Source organism: Lactococcus taiwanensis (assembly GCF_014905395.1).
Classification (GTDB): Bacteria; Bacillota; Bacilli; order Lactobacillales; family Streptococcaceae; genus Lactococcus; species Lactococcus taiwanensis.
The window spans coordinates 179,633-199,561 of record NZ_BNDT01000002.1 but is presented as its reverse complement, the minus strand read 5'-3'; the positions used below and the strand labels follow the sequence as shown (position 1 = coordinate 199,561).

Genomic DNA, 19,929 nt, shown 5'->3' with positions numbered 1-19,929 from the left:
TGGATAACAAAATCTTTTGCTGAGTTGAGCCTTTTTTTCTCAATTATCCCCAAAATAGTGTGCTTTATACACAGGTTTTGGGGAAAAGTAGGGGTAAATGTGGATAAGCTACGTCTAAATCGTAATAAAAAAGACTATTTTTTTATGAAATAGTCTTTTTCAAGCACAAAATTCCTCGGCATTTTCCACAGCGATATTTTTTAATATCAATTTTCCTTTGACGCTGATAGAGTTGCTGACAACTCTGACAGCTATAAATATAACGGGTTGACCTCTTAGCAACAGAGGGAGCATAACGCAAACCGCCTACTTGTGCCAAAAGTTTCTTAAAATCGGCATCCCGGTGTTGATAACCTTTTTTTGCTCGATAAAGATGATAGTGGGTAAGCTCATGCAAAATTACTCCATCGAATTCGGTTAGTGCTGCCATTTTTGGATTAAAATCAAGGTGTAAATCTTTTGGGAAAAAACGTCCTCCTGTCGTTCGTAGACGTTGATTCCAAAATGCTTCATGGATGAAAGGCTGCTTAAAATAAAGAAGCGAAAGTTGCCGTACTTTTTCTGTTAATTCCTGATTGCTAAGCATTTCTCTCCTTTTCCATGACCGGCTGATGCTCTGGTCAAAATTTTTATGCTTCCTTTTCCCGAGGATTAACTAAAGTCAAATTAATTTTACCACGTTGTAAATCAAGCGATTTGACCCAAACCGTTACGATTTGCCCAACTGCTACTACATCACTCGGATTTTTTACGAATTGTTTGCTTAAATCAGAAACATGAGCTAAACCATCGTTTTTGATACCGATATCAATAAAAGCACCAAAATCAACCACATTACGGACCACACCTTCTAGTTGCTGACCAATGCGTAAGTCACCTGCAGACAAGACATCTTGACGCAAAATCGGTGCATCAAAACTATCCCGCAAATCGCGACCAGGCTTTTGTAAATCACTGATGATATCTTGGAGCGTTTCCTTTCCGACACCAAGTTTGGGGGCCATTTCCGACACATTGACAGCTGACAGCGCCGTCAGTAAATCTTCATCTGTTTTATCAGCTCCGATCTCGACTAAAAGCTGCTTGGCAACAGCGTAAGATTCTGGGTGAACCCCAGTGTTGTCAAGGAAATTTTTACCTTCTGGAATTCTTAAGAAACCTGCCGCTTGTTCAAATGCCTTAGCTCCCAAACGTGGGACTTTTTTTAGTTCCGCTCTTGTTTTGAGTGCGCCATTTTCTTCACGATATTTGACTACATTCTGTGCCAAAGTCTTATTAAGGCCGGCTACATGTGAAAGCAAACTAGGACTGGCTGTATTGACATTGACACCAACTTGGTTAACGACGGTTTCCACGACAAAATCGAGATTTTCTGTTAATTTTTTCTCAGAAACATCATGTTGATATTGACCAACACCAATAGCTTTTGGTTCGATTTTTACAAGTTCAGCCAGTGGATCTTGCAAGCGGCGCGCAATCGAAATTGCTGAACGTTTTTCAACGGTCAATTCTGGAAATTCTTCACGTGCCAACTCACTCGCTGAATAAACAGAGGCTCCAGATTCACTGACAATCACATAATAAACATCAGAAAAATTATTTTCCTTAAGTACTTCTGCAACAAAACTTTCAGATTCACGACTGGCCGTTCCATTCCCAATCGCAATCATATTTACACTATATTCTCGAATGAATTTTGCTAAATCTTTTTTCGCTTGAGCAATTTGACCAGCATTGGCCGGTTTCACAGGATAGATGACCGTTGTCATCAATAATTTACCGGTTTCATCAACAATAGCAAGTTTCGCTCCAGTACGGTAAGCAGGGTCAAATCCCATGACTACACGGCCTTTAAGCGGAGCCACCAACAACAGATTTTTCAAATTTTCGCCAAAAACTTCGATGGCCGCAAGCTCCGCCTTTTCAGACAATTCGTTACGTACCGTCCGCTCCATGGCAGGAATCAGTTTTTTCTTGACTGCTTCTTTTATAGCTTGTTGCATCGCTTGGTTGTTTTGAGCGGCAAAACGAGCCGCAAAATAACGCAAGATTTTGTCTTCATTATGTTCAAATTTTACCGTAAGAATTCCTAGCTTTTCCCCCCGATTAAGCGCAAGCACCCGATAGTTAGGAAGTTCTGAAACTTTTTCAGAAAAATCATAGTACATTTGGAAAACTTGTTTCTCATCCACCGCCTCTTTTTTCAGGTGACTCGTCAGTAAACTATTTTGTTTAATCTCACCTGTCAACCAACTGCGTAAACGTGCATCCTCAGAGATTGCTTCCGCTAAAATATCAATAGCCCCTTCAATAGCTTTGTCCACGCTGACCACTTGGTCAGTAACAAATGCTTCTGCCTCTTTTTCAAGATGGGCTGTATTTTTAACGATCAATTGAGCCAAGGGGAAAAGACCATTTTCCTTGGCAATTGTAGCTTTTGTACGCCGTTTTTCCTTATAAGGTAAGTACAAATCTTCCACCTCTGCTAACTTTTCAGCAGCTAAGATTTGACTTTTGAGCGCCTCTGTCAATTTACCAGAAGCCTCGATTTTAGATAGGACCGCCGTTTTACGTTCTGACAGCTTGGTCAGCTGGCTATTTTCATCGATGATGCGTTTGATTTCCACCTCATCCAGCGATCCCGTTGCTTCCTTACGGTAGCGTGCAATGAAAGGGACAGTGTTTCCCTCTGCAGTTAATTCTAATACTTTTTCAACTTGCGAATGTTTGATTTTCAACATTTCAGCAATTTTTTTAACATTATCCATCTCTCTATTTTAACATTTTTATAAGCAGAACCTCCTGTAAAAATCAAAAAAGGCTCCTTTGAGCCTTCCTTTTTATCGTAAAATCGCAACCGTTTGATAAGCTTGCAATTTTGTCCCATCAAAGCCCTTATAATTACTAATAAGAACCTTCCCATTCGCATAATCAGAGGGTAGCTCCAAGCTTACAGCCTTGTCAGTAAAATTATTCAAGACCAAAAGACGCTGCTCGCCATAAGATCTTTCAAAGGCATAAATTTCAGGAGAATCTATTAAGGCTGCATGATAAGTTCCCTCAGAAATAATTTTCTCTGTTTTTCTTAAGCGGATTAACTTCTTATAAAAGTTAAAAATTTCTCCATTTTTTTCTGCTTTAACATTGATAGCTCGATGTGAGCCAAGCTTCAACCAAGGGACTCCACTCGTAAAACCAGCCTGTGCTGAATCATCCCACTGCATAGGCGTACGCGAATTATCTCGCGCCTTAGCTTTTACAATATCAAACGCTTCCGCTTTTGTTTTGCCACTTTGTAAGAGGCGGTCATACGCATTTGTTGCCTCCACATCCACATAATCTTCAATAGAAGCGAAATCTGGATCCACCATCCCAATTTCTTCTCCCATGTAGATAAAAGGCGTACCACGACTCAAGTGAATACTTGCTGCCAACATCGTCGCCCCTTTAACTCTGTAATTTTCCACATCGACAAAGCGATTAAGCGCTCTTGGTTGATCATGATTGTTCCAGAAAAGAGCATTCCAGCCGTCAGCTTCTGACATCTTCTCTCCCCATTCATGAAAAAGATTTTTCAATTTTTCAAAATCAAAAGGTACTTTTGTCCACTTTTGTCCCTCTTCATAATCCACCTTCAAATGATGAAAATTAAAGACCATCGAAAGTTCATGCCGTTCTGGTTGGGTATAAAGCACGCTATTTTCAATCGTAGTAGAGCTCATCTCTCCTACTGTAACCGAGTTTTCCCCATCTTTTCCAAAACTTGCTGCATTTAACATTTGCAAATAATCGTGAACAATTGGCTTATCTGTGTACTCAGGTTTTCCTTCATTTTGTGAATTATTTTTTAACTCTTCATCTTTTCCGATGACATTAATGACATCAAAACGGAATCCAGAAATGCCTTTATTTCGCCAGAAATTCACAACATCAATTAATTCGCGCTGCACATTTTCATTTCGCCAATTAAGGTCAGCTTGACTCACATCATAAAGATGAAGATAATATTTGCCCGTATTGCCAAAAGGTGCCCACGCATTTCCACCAAACTTAGATTGCCAATCCGTTGGCTCATCCCGAATAATGAAATAGTCTTGATAGTACTTATCACCAGCAAGAGCTTTTTGAAACCACTCATGCTCGATAGACACATGGTTTAAAACCATGTCTAACATAAATTCAATACCATGACTTTTCCCTTTGGACACCATCTCATCAAAATCTGCCCACGTGCCAAATCGGGGATCTATCCCTTTATAATCCGAAATATCATACCCACTGTCCTTTTGAGGACTTGGATAAAATGGATTGAGCCAAACCATATCGACACCAAGGTCTGCCAAATAGGGCAATTTTTGACTCACTCCTCGCAAATCACCAATCCCAGTCCCTGTTGTATCCAAAAACGATTTTGGATAGATTTGATAAATTACTTTATTGTGAAAAGACATTACGTTTCCCTTCATTTCAAATTCAAATTAGTAACCGTAGTCTGACTAACTCTCTTTATTTATTAACCGCATCTTTAAAAGCATTTTTCTTTTCAACCCCAGTGCCCATCACATCAGTATCCTTGTAGCCAAAGAACCAGACAAGGAGGAAAGTTGCCACCATACAGACAACCGTTGCAATCCAAAAGAGCATCAAATTACCAGCCGGCGCTTGATGCGTCAGCGGATTAGAGATAAAATTTGGAAAGCCAATCAAAGAGCCTGAAAAACCAAACATTTTTAGATTGCCAAATCCAGCGACCCCAGCCCCAATTGCCGCTCCAATCGAGCTCATAATGAAAACTCGAATATATTTTAAATTAATTCCGTACATAGCAGGCTCAGTAACACCACAGAAAGCTGAGATTGCTGCTGGTGCAGCTAATCCTTTAAGATCTGCTTTTTTAGTTTTGAAAAAGACAGTCAATGCCCCTACACCTTGAGCAAGCATCGTGAAAGAAACAATCATATTCAACGAACTCGCTCCAGTAGCTGCCAATTCTTGGGAAATAAGGGGAACAACTAACCAATGCAAACCAAAAATTACCAAGCATTGATAGAGGCCGCCCACGATGATACTAGCAATTCCTAGATTAAGCGACAAGATGTGATCAATCACAAAGGATAGGCCAGAAGAAATCGTTGAAATGACAGGACCTACCAAAAGTAAAACGATTGAAGCCGTGATAAAGAAAGTAATCATTGGCTGAAATATTGGTCGTAGAGCTAGAGGGAGAGCCTGTTTCAACCAAGCATTCAAAGGCTTAGCAATCGCTACGGCCACAATGATTGGGAAAATCGTATAGGCATAGTTCGGTAAAGCAACGGGGATTCCAAAATAAGAAGTATTGAAAGTTACACCCAGGAAATGTGCAACAGCTTCTGGTGCAGGAACGACCTTATCACCCGAAATTGTAGGATTGACGAGATTCATCAATCCTGGATTAATCATAAAGCCACCAACAGCCGCCCCTATAAACTGAAGAGAGCCATCTTTTGGAGCTAACTGTTTTGCTGCAGAAAACCCTACAAGAACTGGAAGAAAATAAAAGGGAGTCATTGCAAGCGTGGAAACAATGATATATGTTGAACTTGCTGGGTCAATGACCTCAATCAAGCGATTTCCCTTAACAAAAATCGCAAGAAGCCCATTGATCATCCCACCTGCTGCTAAGAGACCAATGATTGGAATCATCGAGCCAGTAATCGTTCCTATGACAACTTGAAAGGCTCGTATAATTGGATTTTTTGATCCCTTCTTTTCAGCAGTCATTTCTGAAGTTTCCGTAGCTGTGGCCACACTATTCCCCAATTGCGCCACTACTTCATCGTAAACATCTTCGATAGCCTGTCCAATTACCACTTGATATTGATCAAGATTAGCATTATAAAGTGCCGTTACGGCTGGAACACCTGGAGCTTTTAACTTCTGTAATTCTGCTTGGTTTGCTTTATCCTTATCCTTCAAGGTAAAACGCAGGCGTGTGATGCAGTGGATAACCTTTGTGATATTTTCTGGCCCCCCTACATTTTTAATAATGTCTGACGCCAACTGTGTATATTTTGACATAATTTTCTCCTGAAGCTAGTTTTACCTAGCGCTCTCTCATTTTATTTTGATAAAGCTTGACCCACACGTTCGCCAAGTGCTACGTCTCCATAGTTGATCTCAATTTTTTCGAGTCTATCTGCCGTATTTGTGATTAAAACCATTGTCGTTTTTTCAAGACCCGCAACTTCAACTTGATGCCAATCCACTTTCCCCAAGCGGTCTCCTCCTTTAACAGTTGTGCCCACTTTAACATCAAGTTCAAAAGGGACTCCATTAAGACTGACTGTATCAATCCCTAAATGAAGTAATATTTCAAGACCATCTTCTCGCGTGATTCCAATCGCATGACCTTGTACCATGGAAATTCTTCCCGTGGCTGGACTTACCACTTGGTCAGAGGACGGTTCTACTGCAAAGCCATCCCCCATAATTTTTCCTGAAAAAACAGGATCACTGACCTCCTCAAGTGGGATTAACTGCCCAGAAACTGGTGCATAGAGAGCTTCATCTGCTAGTGTCACTTTATTTTTTTTAAATCCGAACATAAGGACTCCTTATATTTATTTTATCTACAACTTGTTCGTACAAGTTCATTATAGCTTATAAAACCGTTTTCTGCAAGCGTTTTTTTATTTCAATAATATTACGTTTTTTCCAACGTTCAAACCTTCGACTTTTGATATAATGGGATTATGAATAAATACGAGATGATCGCTCAAGATTTAGAAAAAATGATTATGGATGGGGTTTACCAAGAGGATGAACTTTTACCTAGTGAGAACGAATTGGTTACACGCTATAAGGTCAGTCGTTCAACTGTGAGACAAGCTCTAAAAACACTTGAGGAAAATGGTTGGATACAGCGCAAACATGGCTTAGGAAGTATCGTTATTGCCAGAGACCGTCTTAATTTTCCTATTACGGGCTTAACCAGTTACAAAGAACTGCAACATTACCTTGGATTTGATAGTTTGACTGAGGTTGTCACCTTTGAAAAACGCATCGTTGATTCCTCCTTAGCCGAGCTTACGCACTTTCCTCAAGGTGTACCTGTTCTTCATATTTTACGGCGTCGCAAAATAGATGGTGAGTTTATAGTGCTTGACCGTGACTACCTCCTCTACGAGTATGCCGAAGGCTTATCAAAAAGCCAAGCTGCAGATTCTATCTATGACTATTTAGAAAACGAGCGTCACCTTGAAATTGCTTACGCTCAAAAGGAAATTACGATTGATTTCATTAACGAACATGATCGTCAATGGCTTGAGCTTGCAACGGGAGACCGACACATCGTTTCTGTCAAAAGTCATGTTTTCTTATCGGATAATACCCTTTTCCAGTACACAGAGAGTCGACATCAAGTTGATAAATTTAGTTTTACCGAACTAGCACGACGTCAAAAAAGATAAACAAAAAAACTTCTCGAACGAGAAGTTTTTTAATGAAATAAATTCTGGTATTACAACATTTTGTTGTAGAATTCAACGATCAATGCTTCATTGATTTCTGGGTTGATTTCATCACGTTCTGGAAGACGAACAAGCGTTCCTTCAAGTTTGTCAGCATCGAATGATACGAAGTTAGCGCGACCTTTAGTAGCTTCAACAGCTTCAAGGATTGCAGGAACTTTCATAGATTTTTCGCGAACTGAGATGACTTGACCAGGTTGTACGCGGTATGAAGGGATATCAACGCGTTTTCCGTCAACGAGAATGTGTCCGTGGTTTACGAATTGACGTGCTTGACGACGAGTCGTTGCAAGACCAAGACGGTAAACAACGTTATCAAGACGTTGTTCCAAAAGCGTCATGAAGTTGAAACCAACAGTTCCTTCTTTGATTTTAGTTGCAGCAACATACAAGTTACGGAATTGACGTTCAGAAACACCATAAGAAAAACGAAGTTTTTGTTTTTCAGCAAGTTGCAAACCGTATTCTGAAAGTTTTGAACGGTTGTTTGGACCGTGTTGTCCAGGTACGTAGTTACGACGAGCGATTTCTTTACCAGAACCAGTAAGTGAGATACCGTAACGGCGTGATTGTTTCCATGATGGACCAGTATAACGTGACATATTTTATGTCCTCCAAATATTTTATTTGAAGAATATCGACAGCCTCGAATTCGTTCATTTTACTTTCGCTTATAGCTTCAGTTACTTTAGGAAATTCCAGATGGAACTTAGCAAAATGTTGACGAGCTTTCTAGCTGACTGCTATATTCAACTTTATAATTATATCAAAAATCCTTTATTTGTCAACAACTTAGAGCTCTTTACTGGGATTAAGTAAATTGACTTTCAAAAAACTCACCTCTAAGAGATGAGTTGCGCAGATTATCCAATAGGATCTACTAAGTTCAGTCTAAAAAATTATTTTTCTTCTTTTTTAGCTTCTTTAGTTTCTGGTTTTGCTACAGTTCTTACGCCTACAGCGTTAAAATGTTTTTTACCGTTACGTTTACCAAATTTATGTGATTTATATGCCATGTGGGCTCCTTTCTCCACGTGTGTTCCTTTAAAGTTTCTCTACACACTCTATTCATTTGAATTTTATCATATCTCAGTACCACTTTCAAGAATTAGAGAGGAGGACAAGGATTCCCTATTAAAAAACACCTCCACAAAAGAGGTGTTAGGGTTAGTCGGTAATCGGGAAGACAGGATTCGAACCTGCGACACCTTGGTCCCAAACCAAGTACTCTACCAAGCTGAGCTACTTCCCGTAGCAAATATTTAATAAGCTATTCCAACAAAAAAATGACTTACGCCATATTCTGTTTATGCAAGCGGTAGGATTCGAACCTACAACCGCCTGATTCGTAGTCAGGTACTCTATCCAGTTGAGCCACGCCTGCGTTTCTCTCAAACGACTATATTAGTATATCAAGTTTATTAAATCTTGTCAAGAATAAACTCATTTCCCTTTTTCTTTTTCGAAAATAAGACTCATCACAAAAAGGATGGCTCTTTCACATCCTTTTTTAATTCTATCTTCCAAAATATACTTGGTGAGCTTTTGCTCCACCGTCTTGTACGTCCAATAACGTACTAACTGTAACAAAAGTATAGCCTTGAGCTTTCAACTTTTGAATAATTTGTGGCACCGCCTCTACTGACCACTGGTGGATATCATGCATCAAAATAATCGCACCATCATGTGCATAGGTTAGAGCGTTTGCTACCACAGGCTCACTGGTACGATAACGCCAATCGTTCGTGTCCACTGTCCAATTCACAGCGCTTAAATTCGTTTGCGCTAGTACTGTATCATTGTAACTGCCATAAGGCGGTCTAAATAAGGAGACTTGTTTCCCTGTGAGTTTGTTAATTAAATGATTGGCACTCTCGATTTCTTGCTTTTCATCCTGTGGTGATAAGGTTACTAAATTTTTATGATCCCACGTGTGAGAGGCTACTTCATTTCCCAAATCATTTTCCTCTTTGATTAACTTCGGATAACACTGGGCTTGGCTTCCCAAAGCAAAAAATGTTGCTGGAACAGCTTCTTGACGTAAAGTTTTCAAAAGTTGCGGTGTCGTAAGAGGGCTTGGGCCGTCATCAAAGGTCAACGCAATCAATTTTTTATCTTTTAATTTTTTTTGAAGAGCAAGTCGTTTTTGGGCAATCTTGATTTGATGACTTAAAGCCAATCGTTCATCTCGTTCTTCAGGCTTATCTAAAAATTTAAGTTGGCGCTCAGCTTGCTTTATTCCCTCTTCTGTCACAGTTTGTTGTTCTTGATTGATCAGCGCTTTGGCTTTGTCAATATCTGCAATGCAAGTTACTAGCTGAGCCATCCCGCGATTAAGCGCATGTCTTTCCTTGGGTTGTAACTTGTTAATCAGTTTTTTGGCAGATTGAATATCATCTTTTTTGTGTGAATGATAGGCAAGATTTTTAGCTTGCTCAGCTGTTTGTACTTGTCTTTGATACGTAAGGCGTTCACGTTCTTTTATTTTTTGAGTATGAACATAATGCCCAACACTCATGGCAAGTGCTAAAATAATTACAAGTCCTACAGGAATCCCCCATATTAAATGTTGAGTGTGTTTTAATCTTCTGCTAAGTTTCCTAGCCATCTCCTTTTCTTTTCCTACTCCTCCTAAACATTTAAAAAGTGTAAAAGTCTCACTAATGGAGACTGTTTTCACTCTTTTTCTTCCTCTATCATAACATTTTACATCATTAAATCAACTTACATTTTCGTAATTTTTCTAGTAATCTAACCCGTTAAAAAAAGAGCGCACGTACGTTCTCTTTCTTACTTTTTAATATTGCCAACCTTTTGTTCTAAAAATTTCCCTATTTCCTTAACGGCAAATGGAATTGCTGCTTCGTTGGGCATCATCTTTTGTGAGTGTAAGGCTGCTGGACTATCAATTCCCAACCAAAACATTACACCAGGGATCTTATTGAGGAGGTAGCCAAAATCTTCCCCCGTCATCGCAGGAGCAATGTCAATGAGGTTGACTTCAGGTTGTTCCTCAAAAAATCGCATGGCTTGTTGAGCCAATTTGGGATTATTTTGAACAGGAAGATAGCCTCCTTGTTTCAAGTGAAGATCTAGTTTTAAATTAAAAGATTTAGCAATTCCTTCGGCTAATTCACGGAGACGACGTTGTGTAATTTGATTAACTTCTTGGGTCAAACTTCGAATTGTACCGTGCAAAAAGGCACTTTCGGCAATGACATTATTCGTGGTGCCTGCCTCCAATTTTCCAAAGGTTACAACAGCTGAGGCGAGCGGATCAATATTACGACTCACAATCGTCTGGACTTGCGTAATAAAGTAACTTGCAGCAACGAGCGCATCGTTTGCTTCATGTGGAAAAGCTGCATGTCCTCCTGTCCCCCAAAAAGTGAGTTCGACCTCACAAGTTCCCGCAAAAAGGGTTTGGGCGTTCGTTGCAATGTCTCCAACATTTAAATCCGGGCGTACGTGGATGCCATAAAACTCATCGGGTGTCCATTCCCCAAAGGCTTGAGCATCATACAGGAGCTTTCCACCTGCCTCATTTTCCTCAGCAGGTTGAAAAAGAAAGAGGAGGTTTTCTTTGGGTTGCTTACTACTCAATTGTTCTAACAGCCCCAATGCGACTGTCATATGGATGTCGTGCCCACAGGCATGCATACAGCCATTTTTACTAGCAAAAGAAAGCCCCGTGTGCTCTTCAATAGGAAGCCCATCTATATCAGTACGCCAGCCCACCGTTTTTGTCGGTGCGCTTCCTTTCAGGAATACGAGAATTCCCGTCTGCCAAGTTTTCACATGAAAAAAGGACTTATTTTGACTGAGCTCCTTAATTATTTCAAGCAAATACTTTTGTGTCTCAAACTCTTGAAGTCCAATTTCAGGAATTTGATGGAGGTGACGACGAATTGAAATGAGATCAAGCATGGCTTCTCCTTTTACTAGCTGATAATTCTTTTTGATATTACAAATTTCTTAGCGCATCTTCCAGTGCTGTCTTTTGCTGTGTTTTTGCATCAATTTTTTTAATAATTCGAGCAGGTACACCTGCTACGACAACATTTTCTGGAACATCTTCAGTCACAATTGCGCCAGCTGCAACTACTGCACCTTTACCGACTTGTACACCCTCAATGACGACCGCATTTGCTCCAACAAGCACATTGTCTCCAATTCGAACGGGTTGAGCACTGGCCGGTTCAATAACACCAGCAAGCACTGCACCTGCACCAATATGAGCATTGTTTCCGACAATCGCACGTCCACCCAAAACTGCTCCCATATCAATCATCGTCCCTGTCCCAATTTCAGCCCCAATGTTAATAATCGCTCCCATCATAATAACCGCATTATCCCCAATACTTACTTGGTCTCGAATAATAGCTCCTGGCTCAATACGGGCATTAATAGCTCGCGTATCCAGTAGTGGAACAGCAGAATTACGTCCGTCAAATTCCACGACATAGTCTTTATGCTCTGACAGTCCTGTCAGTAATGGCTTAATGTTTTGCCAGTCTCCGAAAAGGACATTACCCAATTGCAAAACTTCTGAGGGAAGCTCACTCAAGGGCTGGGCGAGTGTGACCTTTACTTTGGTTTGTTTCGGAGCAGAGCCGATAAATTGAATAATTTCTTGAGCTGTTAATTTTTGTGCATCCATTTTGAATTTTCTCCTTTTTCTGATAATTATACCTAAAAATTTTACTGACCGCTCGGTCAGTAAATTTTCACTTATTTTTGTTCCTGTTCGATCAAGATAAACAAATTGCCCTCTGGCCCCACAAAGCTAAAAAGCTGGCGATGATCTGCCGTGGCCGTAATAGGACTCAAAGCAAGCCCAAGATCTACAACTTTATCATAGATTTCCTTTAGGTGCTTTACTTCTACTGCCAAATTCTGTGGAACAGATTCAGGCGCCTCATTGAGGGCAATTTCATCTTCAAGTCCTAACGTCTTCCAAAAAATTTCGGCATTAACTAGGCTATTGACATTTAATGTAATCATTTTCTCTCCTTCAGGCTTTTAGCCCATTTCTGTTCTTATGAAAACTTCGTCCACAAAATGAGTAAGGCTGCCACCACGATAATACTTAAAACTAATAAATTATCTCGATTTCGCCATTTAAGTTGACGATACTTAGTCCGACCATCGCCTCCTTGGTAACCCCGACTCTCCATGGCGATTGCCAAATCATCAGCTCGTCGAAAAGAGCTGACAAAAAGAGGAATCAAAATGGGAATCACAGATTTTACTTTTTGCAAGAGATTTCCTTCTCCAAAGTCCATCCCTCGGGCTTTTTGTGCATTCATGATCATGGTTGTATCATCCATCAATGTCGGTATAAAGCGCAGGGAAATGGACAACATCAGGCCCAGCTCATGGACAGGTACCTTTATTTTTTTGAGTGGCGCTAGTCCGGTTTCAATCCCATCTGCTAAAGTCAAAGGTGGTGTTGTCAGCGTTAAAATCGTGGACATAAAAATGATTAACACAAACCGGAAGAAAATATAAACGGCATTTATCAAAGACTCCGTTGAAATTTTAATGAACCAAAAACTAAAAATCACGTGGGGGCCAGAAGTAAACAGCATTTGAAAAATGACGGTAAACAAAATCAAGCCTAGCATTGGACGAAGTCCTTTTAGAAAATAACGAATCGAAATTTTCGAAAGTAAGACCCCAGATAACGTATAGAGCAATAAGAGGAGATAGCCTAGCCAATCATGCGCTAGAAAAATCACGACTACAAAAGCAATCATTACCAAAAGCTTTGAACGTGGATCCATGCGATGAATGAGCGAATTTCCTGGGATGTAGCGTCCCATAAGCATATTTTGCATCAGTTTGTCCCTCCTGCATCAGCTGATGGAGCGGTCAGTTGATTTTTTAGCTCCGTCAGTGCGCTGACCAACTCAGCACGCGTAATCGGTAAACGCTCAAATTTTAAATGACTTCTTTTTTGCAAATCATTGGCAAATTCTGTAGCTTTTGGAACCCCCAGCTCATGTGCTTTGAGAAATTCTACTTGTTGGAAAACCTCAGAGGGGGCTCCACAGCTAATGATTCGTCCTTTTTCAAGAAGATAAACCGCATCAGCATAGTCCGCCACATCGTCCATCAAATGGGTCACTAAAACAACGGTCTGACCTGCTTTATGAATACTTTCAAAAAGCTGCATCATCTCTATACGCGCCTTAGGATCAAGCCCCGCTGTCGGTTCATCAAGCACCAGAACCTCTGGTTCCATCGCAAGAATCCCAGCAATTGCGACACGTCGCATTTGTCCACCCGAAAGTTCAAAAGGAGATTTTTCCCAAAATTTTTCAGGGAGACCTACCATAGCCAACTTTTGAGCAGCAATTTTTTCAGCTTCTTCTTTAGATATTCCAAAGTTTTGGGGACCAAAAGCGACATCTTTTAGCACCGTTTCTTCAAAAAGCTGACTTTCTGGAAATTGAAAAACGACGCCCACTTTTTTTCGTACAGGCTTAATTTCTTTTGTTTTACTGCCATTTTTAATGGTGATATCACCCACCACCACAACACCATCTGTCGGCTGTAAAAGTCCATTGAGATGTTGCAAAAGGGTAGATTTTCCCGAACCCGTATGTCCAATAATCGCAGTATAGCTTCCTGTCTTGACTTCCAAATCAATGTCAAACAAAGCCCGGCTCGCAAAGGGTGTATTTGGTTGATAAGTGTAATTTACTTTTTCAAATGTAATCATGTTTCTAATTTCTTCTCAAATCCAATGAATTTTTTGATGCTGTTTGACCATATGTTCCTTTACTGACAGCTCCATCAGTATTATTTATTCAAGTTTTTAGCTAGGAAATCGACTAATTCATCTTCTGTCAGGTAACGCTCCGGTAAGACAAATCCTGACGCACGCAAATCATTCATCAAATTTGATGTGAAAGGCATGTCTAGTCCCATTTCAACCATATTTTCCCGAGTAGCAAAAAGGTCACTTGGAGCAGCTTCCTTAATAATCTCACCAGCACGCATGACCAGTATCCGATCAGACCCTGCCGCTTCATCCAAATCATGAGTGATTGATAAGACGGTCAAGTGATATCTATCTTTGATTTCATGAATCACGCGCATAATTTCCGCACGTCCCGTTGGATCTAACATTGAGGTCGATTCATCTAGGATAATGATTTCAGGACGTAAAGCAATGATTCCCGCCACAGCTACACGTTGCTTTTGTCCACCAGAAAGCCGTGCTGGTTCTCGCGTTTTAAAATCAAGCATATTGACTGCTGCAAGTGCCTCATCCACCCGTTGAATCATCTCTTCACGTGGAATTCCCTGATTCTCCATCCCAAAAGCGACATCATCTTCCACAGTAGCACCAACAAATTGGTTATCTGGATTTTGAAAAACCATTCCAATTTTTTGGCGTAGTTGCCAGACGTTATCAGCAGTCAGCACTTCACCGTCAATTTTCACTGTCCCTTCAAATTCCTCGAAAAGCCCATCAATCAGACGGGCAGTTGTTGATTTTCCTGATCCGTTTTGACCAATAATCGAAACCCATTCACCACGCGCCACAGAAAATGAAACACCATTAAGCTGATTAACTTCACTTTCTTTTTCATATTTAAAAACTAAATTTTCCACTTCGAGAATTTTATTCATAGCCCCTATTATATCAAATTTTAACCACTTTTCATCGCTTTGTTTGATATTTCTAGGTAAATTTAATGAAAAATTAATAAAATTCCTTTATTCTTTTATTTTCCCAAATAACCAAAAATTTGATATAATAGAACAAGCTTGGAGAGGTGTCCGAGAGGCCGAAGGAGCACGCCTGGAAAGTGTGTATACGTCAAAAGCGTATCGGGGGTTCGAATCCCCTCCTCTCCTTTATCTAAACTCAAAAGACCTTCTGTTGTTTGGCAACAGAAGGTCTTTTTTAATTATTCTATTTTTTAAACAAGACTTTACTATATTGGTTCCCTACGAGCATATCGTACTGAATAAGCTCATAGTCCTTAACCATCTCCTGTTGTTGTTTGGTTAATTTTTTCGTATCAGCATAATTTTTAATATCCACGCTATTTTCCACCTTTTTAACAAATTGATAAAAGATAGGGAGCTCAGAATTTCCTTCTTCCATAGCCAAAACGGATAAGCCTTCTGGTGTAACTGAATCTGTTACATTCTCACTTTTACGATTATGATTCTTCCAAACAAAATAAGGGGTAGAATGGTCATTGATTAACTTATTATTTGCATCTTTGATTGGATATTTTTCATAAACTGAACCATTTAAGGCAGGGTAATGATCCCCATACATGATAACCGTTACGTTTCTATCCATTTTCTCTAAGTTTTCAATCAACATCCCCAACGCTTCATCTGTTTTCTTCACTCCTCTCGCATAAAGGGCCAATTGCTTTTGCTCATCATTCAAATGATCACCTTCAATAAGGATATCCTTACTTGCTAAACTCCCCTTTGCTTCCACAGTGTACGGATAATGGTTTTGCATGCTTAACCCATGCACTAGTAAATTCGTTTGTGAAGTCCCTTCAATCTCATCAAGAATTTGACTGAATAATGTATAATCACTCAAATAACCTTCTGTATAATAAACATTTTTATTACTGTTTTCTGATTTTATAATATCTTCCCGTCCTATAAACTTAGAAAAACCAAGATTAGGAAGAACAGTAGAGCGGTGGTATCCCGACTTCAAATGGGTATGAACAGCTATACTCTCTTCTTTGTATTGGGCAATACTCTGAGTACGGCTTGGGTTTTGTGATAAATAATCAAAGGCATTAATTTGCTGATTAAAAAAAGTATAGCTAAAACCAGTTAGTACACTGAACTCTACGTTCGTAGTCCCTCCTCCAAACATCGTGGACTGCATGTGCCCGCCCGACTCAGTTTGAAGTTTTCTAAAATTAGGCATTGGGTCTTCTTTCCACTTCACTCCTGAGAAACTCTCTGGATCAGCCAAAGACTCACTCAATATCGTAATCACAGTCTCATTATCATTATCGCTCGTTTTCTTAACCGCAAATTCCTTTTGATATTTCTGGATAATTTCTTCCATTTTGGTCTTAGAGTACTGTCCCGAGATACCAGATGAAGACATAGCATCCACTTTCTTACTACTGATAAAATATACCAAGCTTCCTTGCTCATTAAAGGTTGTTGAATGAACCTTATTAATGAATACTTTACCAACCAATAAAAGAATGATAGAAAAACCGATAACACCTAACAAAGTCCGTCGAAGCCGGACTTGAAAATTCAATACAAAAGCACTTCTTTTATACAAAAGATATAATATTCCAGCTAACACGATAACAACCATGATAACGTAAGGATAGTCCTGCTTCAGATACATATTCCAAACAACATCCCAGAATAAACCACTATGAAAGTCCATCCACATAACAGGAACCCCTGTGGTATTCATCTTTATCGATGACCCTATATACGTTAACGCATTAACCAGTGTAAAAATAAGCATCCCAAATTGATACTCAAATATTCCAATCAATGCAAAAGATAGACTGGTCAAAAGTAAAATCGTTACCAAAATGAATATTACGCTACTCAGTCTAAAAGTATGCTCAAAAGCAAATTGCACGTAACAGATTGAAAAAACAAATATCATACTTCCTTCGTTTATATAACGAAGGCGAGGCAAATGGTACTTCTTATAAAATCCTAACAAATAGAAAATCTCTAACACCATCGCCAAGATAACTAAAACTAAAAACAAAATTCTTTCCTTCTCTTTTCTACTCAGTTGTTCTGAACAAATTATCAGTTGCTCTCAACTTACCATCAGCAAATTGTTGAATTAAAATCTTCATAATTCTTTCTGAGGATTTCCCATCTCCATACGGGTTGCTAGCTTGTGACATCGATTTGTAAGCCTCCTCATTATCAAGAAGTTTCTTCATAGCCTTCTCTATAACTTCTTTTTTTGTTCCTACAAGCTTTAATGTCCCTGCTGTCACTCCTTCAGGACGTTCTGTCTCATTACGCAAGACTAGAACCGGGACTCCCAGAGAAGGCGCTTCCTCTTGAATCCCTCCCGAATCAGTTAAAATCAAGTAACTTTTTGAGGCGATATTGTGAAAATCAGCCACCTCCAGCGGAGTAATCAAATGGACATTAGTTACTTGTGCAAACTTCTCCATAGCCGCACGTTGTATGAGTGGATTCAGGTGTACTGGAAAAATAATTTCAACTTCATCTTTATATTCTATAGCAATATTTCTAACCGCTTCAAAAACCTCCAACATTGGTTGTCCCTGATTTTCTCTTCGGTGCATTGTTAAAAGGATCATTTTTTTATGCTTTGGATTTACTTCATCAAGTATAGGATGGTGATAATCTGCTTTTAAAGTATATTGCAAAGCGTCAATTACAGTATTACCCGTGATAAAAATTTTATTTTCTTTATGATTTTCTAATAAAAGATTTTTTTTCCCGCTCATTGTTGGAACAAAATATAAATCAGAAAGCACATCTGTCAATTGACGATTCATCTCTTCAGGAAAAGGACTATACTTATTCCAAGTTCGTAGTCCTGCTTCCACATGCCCAATAGTAATTTGTTGATAAAAGGCAGCGAGACTTACTGCTGCGGTCGTCGTAGTATCTCCATGGACAAGTATCACATCTGGACGCTCACTAATTAGAACCTCCTCCATTTCCTCTAAAATTCGTGAGGTAATTTGTGTCAGTGTCTGTTGCTTACGCATAATATTTAAATCATAGTCGGGTTTCACTTTAAAGTAATCCAGCACTTGATCTAACATTTCTCTATGTTGTGCAGTTACTACCGTAATAGGATGAAAAGCCTCACTCTCATCCATTTTTTTTACAATTGGTAGCATTTTAATCGCTTCAGGTCGCGTACCAAAAGCAATCATAACCTTGATTTTATCCAAAATTTTATCACACTCTATTCTCTAAATTTTTTAATAATACTATCCGACACTCTCTAGTTTTCTTTTTGTTTAAACACTCAAAAAGAAAAGAACTAAAATCACGATGATAACAGCAGTAAATACTAAGTTTAAATTATTTTGTTGTTTTTTTTGTGTCTCCATTTTTCTCTCCTTATTCTTCGTAAGATGCATTATGCACCGTTTTTATCCATTTATTTTGTGGTTTGAACCATGTGAAAAACCCAACTATTTGAGCTACCATATAGGTTAAAGAATTCCATATAAATGCCACGATCAAACGCAAAAAAAGTAAGATTTTTGCTAAAAAATTTGTTTGCTTATGAAAGTAAGGTCTGGCCTCTTGTACAAAGTATACTGTAGGAATAATTAAAAAATTAAGAAATTCTACCGCCACCCAGAATCTTAATAACGAAAAGAGATCTGGTAAATAGGCCCCTAATCGCGCATCTATGCACATAAATAATAATATAAATAAGAACGCAATTGGCCGAACCATCGAGTAGGAATAAAATAGTGTTTCTATTTTATTCAAAAAATCACTTAATGTCTCTGATTTAAAAAGAGTTTTTACTTGCTTAACCGTTGTAGTAAAGGCCACTAACCAATGCCCCTGAGCCCACCGTTTTCTCTGGTTATGACTTGCCACCAATGAATTAGGTTTTTCATCATGCACTATTGCAAAGTGATTCCATCCACTGTGTTTTCCAGCCATAGATAATTCTACTTGCAGTTCAAAATCTTCTGTGTAACTTCGAGGGTTCCACCCGTACTCCGCCAGATAGCCTGTATCAAGAATGAAACCCGTTCCTCCAATAGCGGCATTCCAGCCTAAACGATAGTTAGCATATTGCAAAGCACGGTTCGTAATAAAGTAAACAGCAGCATAACCTGAAGCGGTCATAGAAGAAACAACATTTTTCATACCCAGATACCCTTGTACAGCTGTAAACTCCGGATGAGCAATCACCTGTGAGTTCATTTCTCTTAAATAATTGGTGTCTACAATGTTGTCCGCATCAATGAGAGCCACAAAATCATACTGTTCCCAGTGCTTCGTTTCCACATACTTGGCAATTGCGTGAGGTTTTCCTCTTGGCTCTTCTGGTTTAGAGATATTTTCTAGTAAAATGACCTCACTATACCCCTTCACTATATTCACTGTCTCATCAGTGCAGTTATCTGCGATAACAACAATATCAAACAATATGTTGTCATAGTTTTGATGAAGTAAGCTTTCAAGGGTTTCTGCGATAACATTTTCTTCATTGTGTGCGGGCACAACAAACACAAACTTTTTTTCATCAGGTTTCAAATCATAATCCCTTTTTGGTCTTCTGAGACCAAACAAGGAAAGGCAAGTAAAATAAATTAAATTCAAAAAAACAATTGCAACTAAAATGAGACTCACCCATTTTAGTGGTAAAAATACATATTCTGGTAATGTAAACATTACTACTCCTTAAATTTCA

General features: G+C 39.2%; 17 protein-coding genes and 3 tRNA genes. 2 read left to right on the top strand and 18 right to left on the bottom strand.

What is annotated here, in order from left to right; genetic code table 11:
- Positions 1-142: 142 nt before the first annotated feature.
- The 5 genes from JKP71_RS03265 to JKP71_RS03245 form a co-directional block, all read right to left on the bottom strand.
- Positions 143-586, bottom strand: a complete 444-nt coding sequence (locus JKP71_RS03265) for a SprT family protein (protein ID WP_200407024.1) — start codon at positions 584-586, stop codon at positions 143-145.
- Positions 587-629: 43 nt separating this feature from the next.
- Positions 630-2,768 (bottom strand): Tex family protein, encoded by a 2,139-nt coding sequence (locus JKP71_RS03260; RefSeq protein WP_200407023.1) that lies wholly within the window; start codon positions 2,766-2,768, stop codon positions 630-632.
- Positions 2,769-2,840: 72 nt separating this feature from the next.
- Positions 2,841-4,451 (bottom strand): alpha,alpha-phosphotrehalase, encoded by a 1,611-nt coding sequence (gene treC / locus JKP71_RS03255; protein ID WP_200407022.1) that lies wholly within the window; start codon positions 4,449-4,451, stop codon positions 2,841-2,843.
- 55 nt (positions 4,452-4,506) lie between these two features.
- Positions 4,507-6,060, bottom strand: coding sequence for a PTS transporter subunit EIIC (locus JKP71_RS03250; protein WP_075524883.1), 1,554 nt, complete (start codon positions 6,058-6,060; stop codon positions 4,507-4,509).
- 41 nt (positions 6,061-6,101) lie between these two features.
- Positions 6,102-6,587, bottom strand: a complete 486-nt coding sequence (locus tag JKP71_RS03245) for a PTS sugar transporter subunit IIA (RefSeq protein WP_200407021.1) — start codon at positions 6,585-6,587, stop codon at positions 6,102-6,104.
- 147 nt (positions 6,588-6,734) lie between these two features.
- Between JKP71_RS03245 and treR the strand changes: the two genes are divergently transcribed.
- A complete protein-coding gene (gene treR / locus JKP71_RS03240) occupies positions 6,735-7,451 on the top strand; it encodes a trehalose operon repressor (RefSeq protein WP_200407020.1) in 717 nt (238 codons plus the stop codon).
- A gap of 50 nt (positions 7,452-7,501) precedes the next feature.
- On the opposite strand, the gene rpsD is transcribed toward treR, so the two are convergent.
- From rpsD to JKP71_RS03190, 10 genes are all read right to left on the bottom strand, one after another.
- Complete coding sequence (gene rpsD / locus JKP71_RS03235) at positions 7,502-8,113, bottom strand: 30S ribosomal protein S4 (protein WP_075524886.1); 612 nt, start codon at positions 8,111-8,113, stop codon at positions 7,502-7,504.
- Positions 8,114-8,689: 576 nt separating this feature from the next.
- Positions 8,690-8,763, bottom strand: a tRNA-Pro gene (locus JKP71_RS03230).
- A gap of 58 nt (positions 8,764-8,821) precedes the next feature.
- A tRNA-Arg gene (locus JKP71_RS03225) sits at positions 8,822-8,895 on the bottom strand.
- Positions 8,896-9,027: 132 nt separating this feature from the next.
- On the bottom strand, positions 9,028-10,119 hold the full coding sequence (locus tag JKP71_RS03220; RefSeq protein WP_200407019.1) for a polysaccharide deacetylase family protein: 1,092 nt from the start codon (positions 10,117-10,119) through the stop codon (positions 9,028-9,030).
- Between the two features lie 182 nt (positions 10,120-10,301).
- Positions 10,302-11,438 carry an N-acetyldiaminopimelate deacetylase gene (locus JKP71_RS03215; RefSeq protein ID WP_200407018.1) on the bottom strand — a complete coding sequence of 379 codons (1,137 nt, stop codon included), beginning with the start codon at positions 11,436-11,438 and terminating at the stop codon, positions 10,302-10,304.
- Positions 11,439-11,475: 37 nt separating this feature from the next.
- On the bottom strand, positions 11,476-12,171 hold the full coding sequence (dapD, locus tag JKP71_RS03210; protein WP_200407017.1) for a 2,3,4,5-tetrahydropyridine-2,6-dicarboxylate N-acetyltransferase: 696 nt from the start codon (positions 12,169-12,171) through the stop codon (positions 11,476-11,478).
- Positions 12,172-12,242: 71 nt separating this feature from the next.
- Positions 12,243-12,515 (bottom strand): hypothetical protein, encoded by a 273-nt coding sequence (locus JKP71_RS03205; RefSeq protein WP_200407016.1) that lies wholly within the window; start codon positions 12,513-12,515, stop codon positions 12,243-12,245.
- A 35-nt stretch (positions 12,516-12,550) separates the two neighbouring features.
- The gene (locus JKP71_RS03200; RefSeq protein ID WP_075524890.1) at positions 12,551-13,351 is read right to left on the bottom strand and encodes an energy-coupling factor transporter transmembrane component T family protein; all 801 of its coding nucleotides are present in this window, start codon (positions 13,349-13,351) and stop codon (positions 12,551-12,553) included.
- A complete protein-coding gene (locus JKP71_RS03195) occupies positions 13,351-14,238 on the bottom strand; it encodes an energy-coupling factor ABC transporter ATP-binding protein (RefSeq protein ID WP_200407015.1) in 888 nt (295 codons plus the stop codon). The genes JKP71_RS03200 and JKP71_RS03195 overlap by 1 nt, the downstream gene beginning before the upstream one ends.
- An 80-nt stretch (positions 14,239-14,318) precedes the next feature.
- On the bottom strand, positions 14,319-15,155 hold the full coding sequence (locus JKP71_RS03190; RefSeq protein ID WP_075524892.1) for an energy-coupling factor ABC transporter ATP-binding protein: 837 nt from the start codon (positions 15,153-15,155) through the stop codon (positions 14,319-14,321).
- A 140-nt stretch (positions 15,156-15,295) separates the two neighbouring features.
- On the opposite strand from JKP71_RS03190, the gene JKP71_RS03185 reads away from it, so the two are divergent.
- Positions 15,296-15,383 (top strand) — tRNA-Ser (locus tag JKP71_RS03185).
- Between the two features lie 58 nt (positions 15,384-15,441).
- Here JKP71_RS03185 and JKP71_RS03180 read toward each other — a convergent pair.
- The 3 genes from JKP71_RS03180 to JKP71_RS03170 form a co-directional block, all read right to left on the bottom strand.
- Positions 15,442-17,259, bottom strand: coding sequence for an LTA synthase family protein (locus tag JKP71_RS03180; RefSeq protein ID WP_200407014.1), 1,818 nt, complete (start codon positions 17,257-17,259; stop codon positions 15,442-15,444).
- Positions 17,260-17,278: 19 nt separating this feature from the next.
- A complete protein-coding gene (gene wecB, locus JKP71_RS03175; protein WP_308430920.1) occupies positions 17,279-18,439 on the bottom strand; it encodes a non-hydrolyzing UDP-N-acetylglucosamine 2-epimerase in 1,161 nt (386 codons plus the stop codon).
- 172 nt (positions 18,440-18,611) lie between these two features.
- A complete protein-coding gene (locus tag JKP71_RS03170) occupies positions 18,612-19,910 on the bottom strand; it encodes a glycosyltransferase family 2 protein (RefSeq protein WP_200407013.1) in 1,299 nt (432 codons plus the stop codon).
- Positions 19,911-19,929: the final 19 nt, after the last annotated feature.

Excerpts from the sequence above, each read along its gene's own strand:
- JKP71_RS03265 (WP_200407024.1), bottom strand. The coding sequence starts at position 586 with ATGCTTAGCAATCAGGAATTAACAGAAAAAGTACGGCAACTTTCGCTT.
- JKP71_RS03260 (WP_200407023.1), bottom strand. The coding sequence starts at position 2,768 with ATGGATAATGTTAAAAAAATTGCTGAAATGTTGAAAATCAAACATTCG.
- treC (WP_200407022.1), bottom strand. The coding sequence starts at position 4,451 with ATGTCTTTTCACAATAAAGTAATTTATCAAATCTATCCAAAATCGTTT.
- JKP71_RS03250 (WP_075524883.1), bottom strand. The coding sequence starts at position 6,060 with ATGTCAAAATATACACAGTTGGCGTCAGACATTATTAAAAATGTAGGG.
- JKP71_RS03245 (WP_200407021.1), bottom strand. The coding sequence starts at position 6,587 with ATGTTCGGATTTAAAAAAAATAAAGTGACACTAGCAGATGAAGCTCTC.
- treR (WP_200407020.1), top strand. The coding sequence starts at position 6,735 with ATGAATAAATACGAGATGATCGCTCAAGATTTAGAAAAAATGATTATG.
- rpsD (WP_075524886.1), bottom strand. The coding sequence starts at position 8,113 with ATGTCACGTTATACTGGTCCATCATGGAAACAATCACGCCGTTACGGT.
- JKP71_RS03220 (WP_200407019.1), bottom strand. The coding sequence starts at position 10,119 with ATGGCTAGGAAACTTAGCAGAAGATTAAAACACACTCAACATTTAATA.
- JKP71_RS03215 (WP_200407018.1), bottom strand. The coding sequence starts at position 11,438 with ATGCTTGATCTCATTTCAATTCGTCGTCACCTCCATCAAATTCCTGAA.
- dapD (WP_200407017.1), bottom strand. The coding sequence starts at position 12,171 with ATGGATGCACAAAAATTAACAGCTCAAGAAATTATTCAATTTATCGGC.
- JKP71_RS03205 (WP_200407016.1), bottom strand. The coding sequence starts at position 12,515 with ATGATTACATTAAATGTCAATAGCCTAGTTAATGCCGAAATTTTTTGG.
- JKP71_RS03200 (WP_075524890.1), bottom strand. The coding sequence starts at position 13,351 with ATGCAAAATATGCTTATGGGACGCTACATCCCAGGAAATTCGCTCATT.
- JKP71_RS03195 (WP_200407015.1), bottom strand. The coding sequence starts at position 14,238 with ATGATTACATTTGAAAAAGTAAATTACACTTATCAACCAAATACACCC.
- JKP71_RS03190 (WP_075524892.1), bottom strand. The coding sequence starts at position 15,155 with ATGAATAAAATTCTCGAAGTGGAAAATTTAGTTTTTAAATATGAAAAA.
- JKP71_RS03170 (WP_200407013.1), bottom strand. The coding sequence starts at position 19,910 with ATGTTTACATTACCAGAATATGTATTTTTACCACTAAAATGGGTGAGT.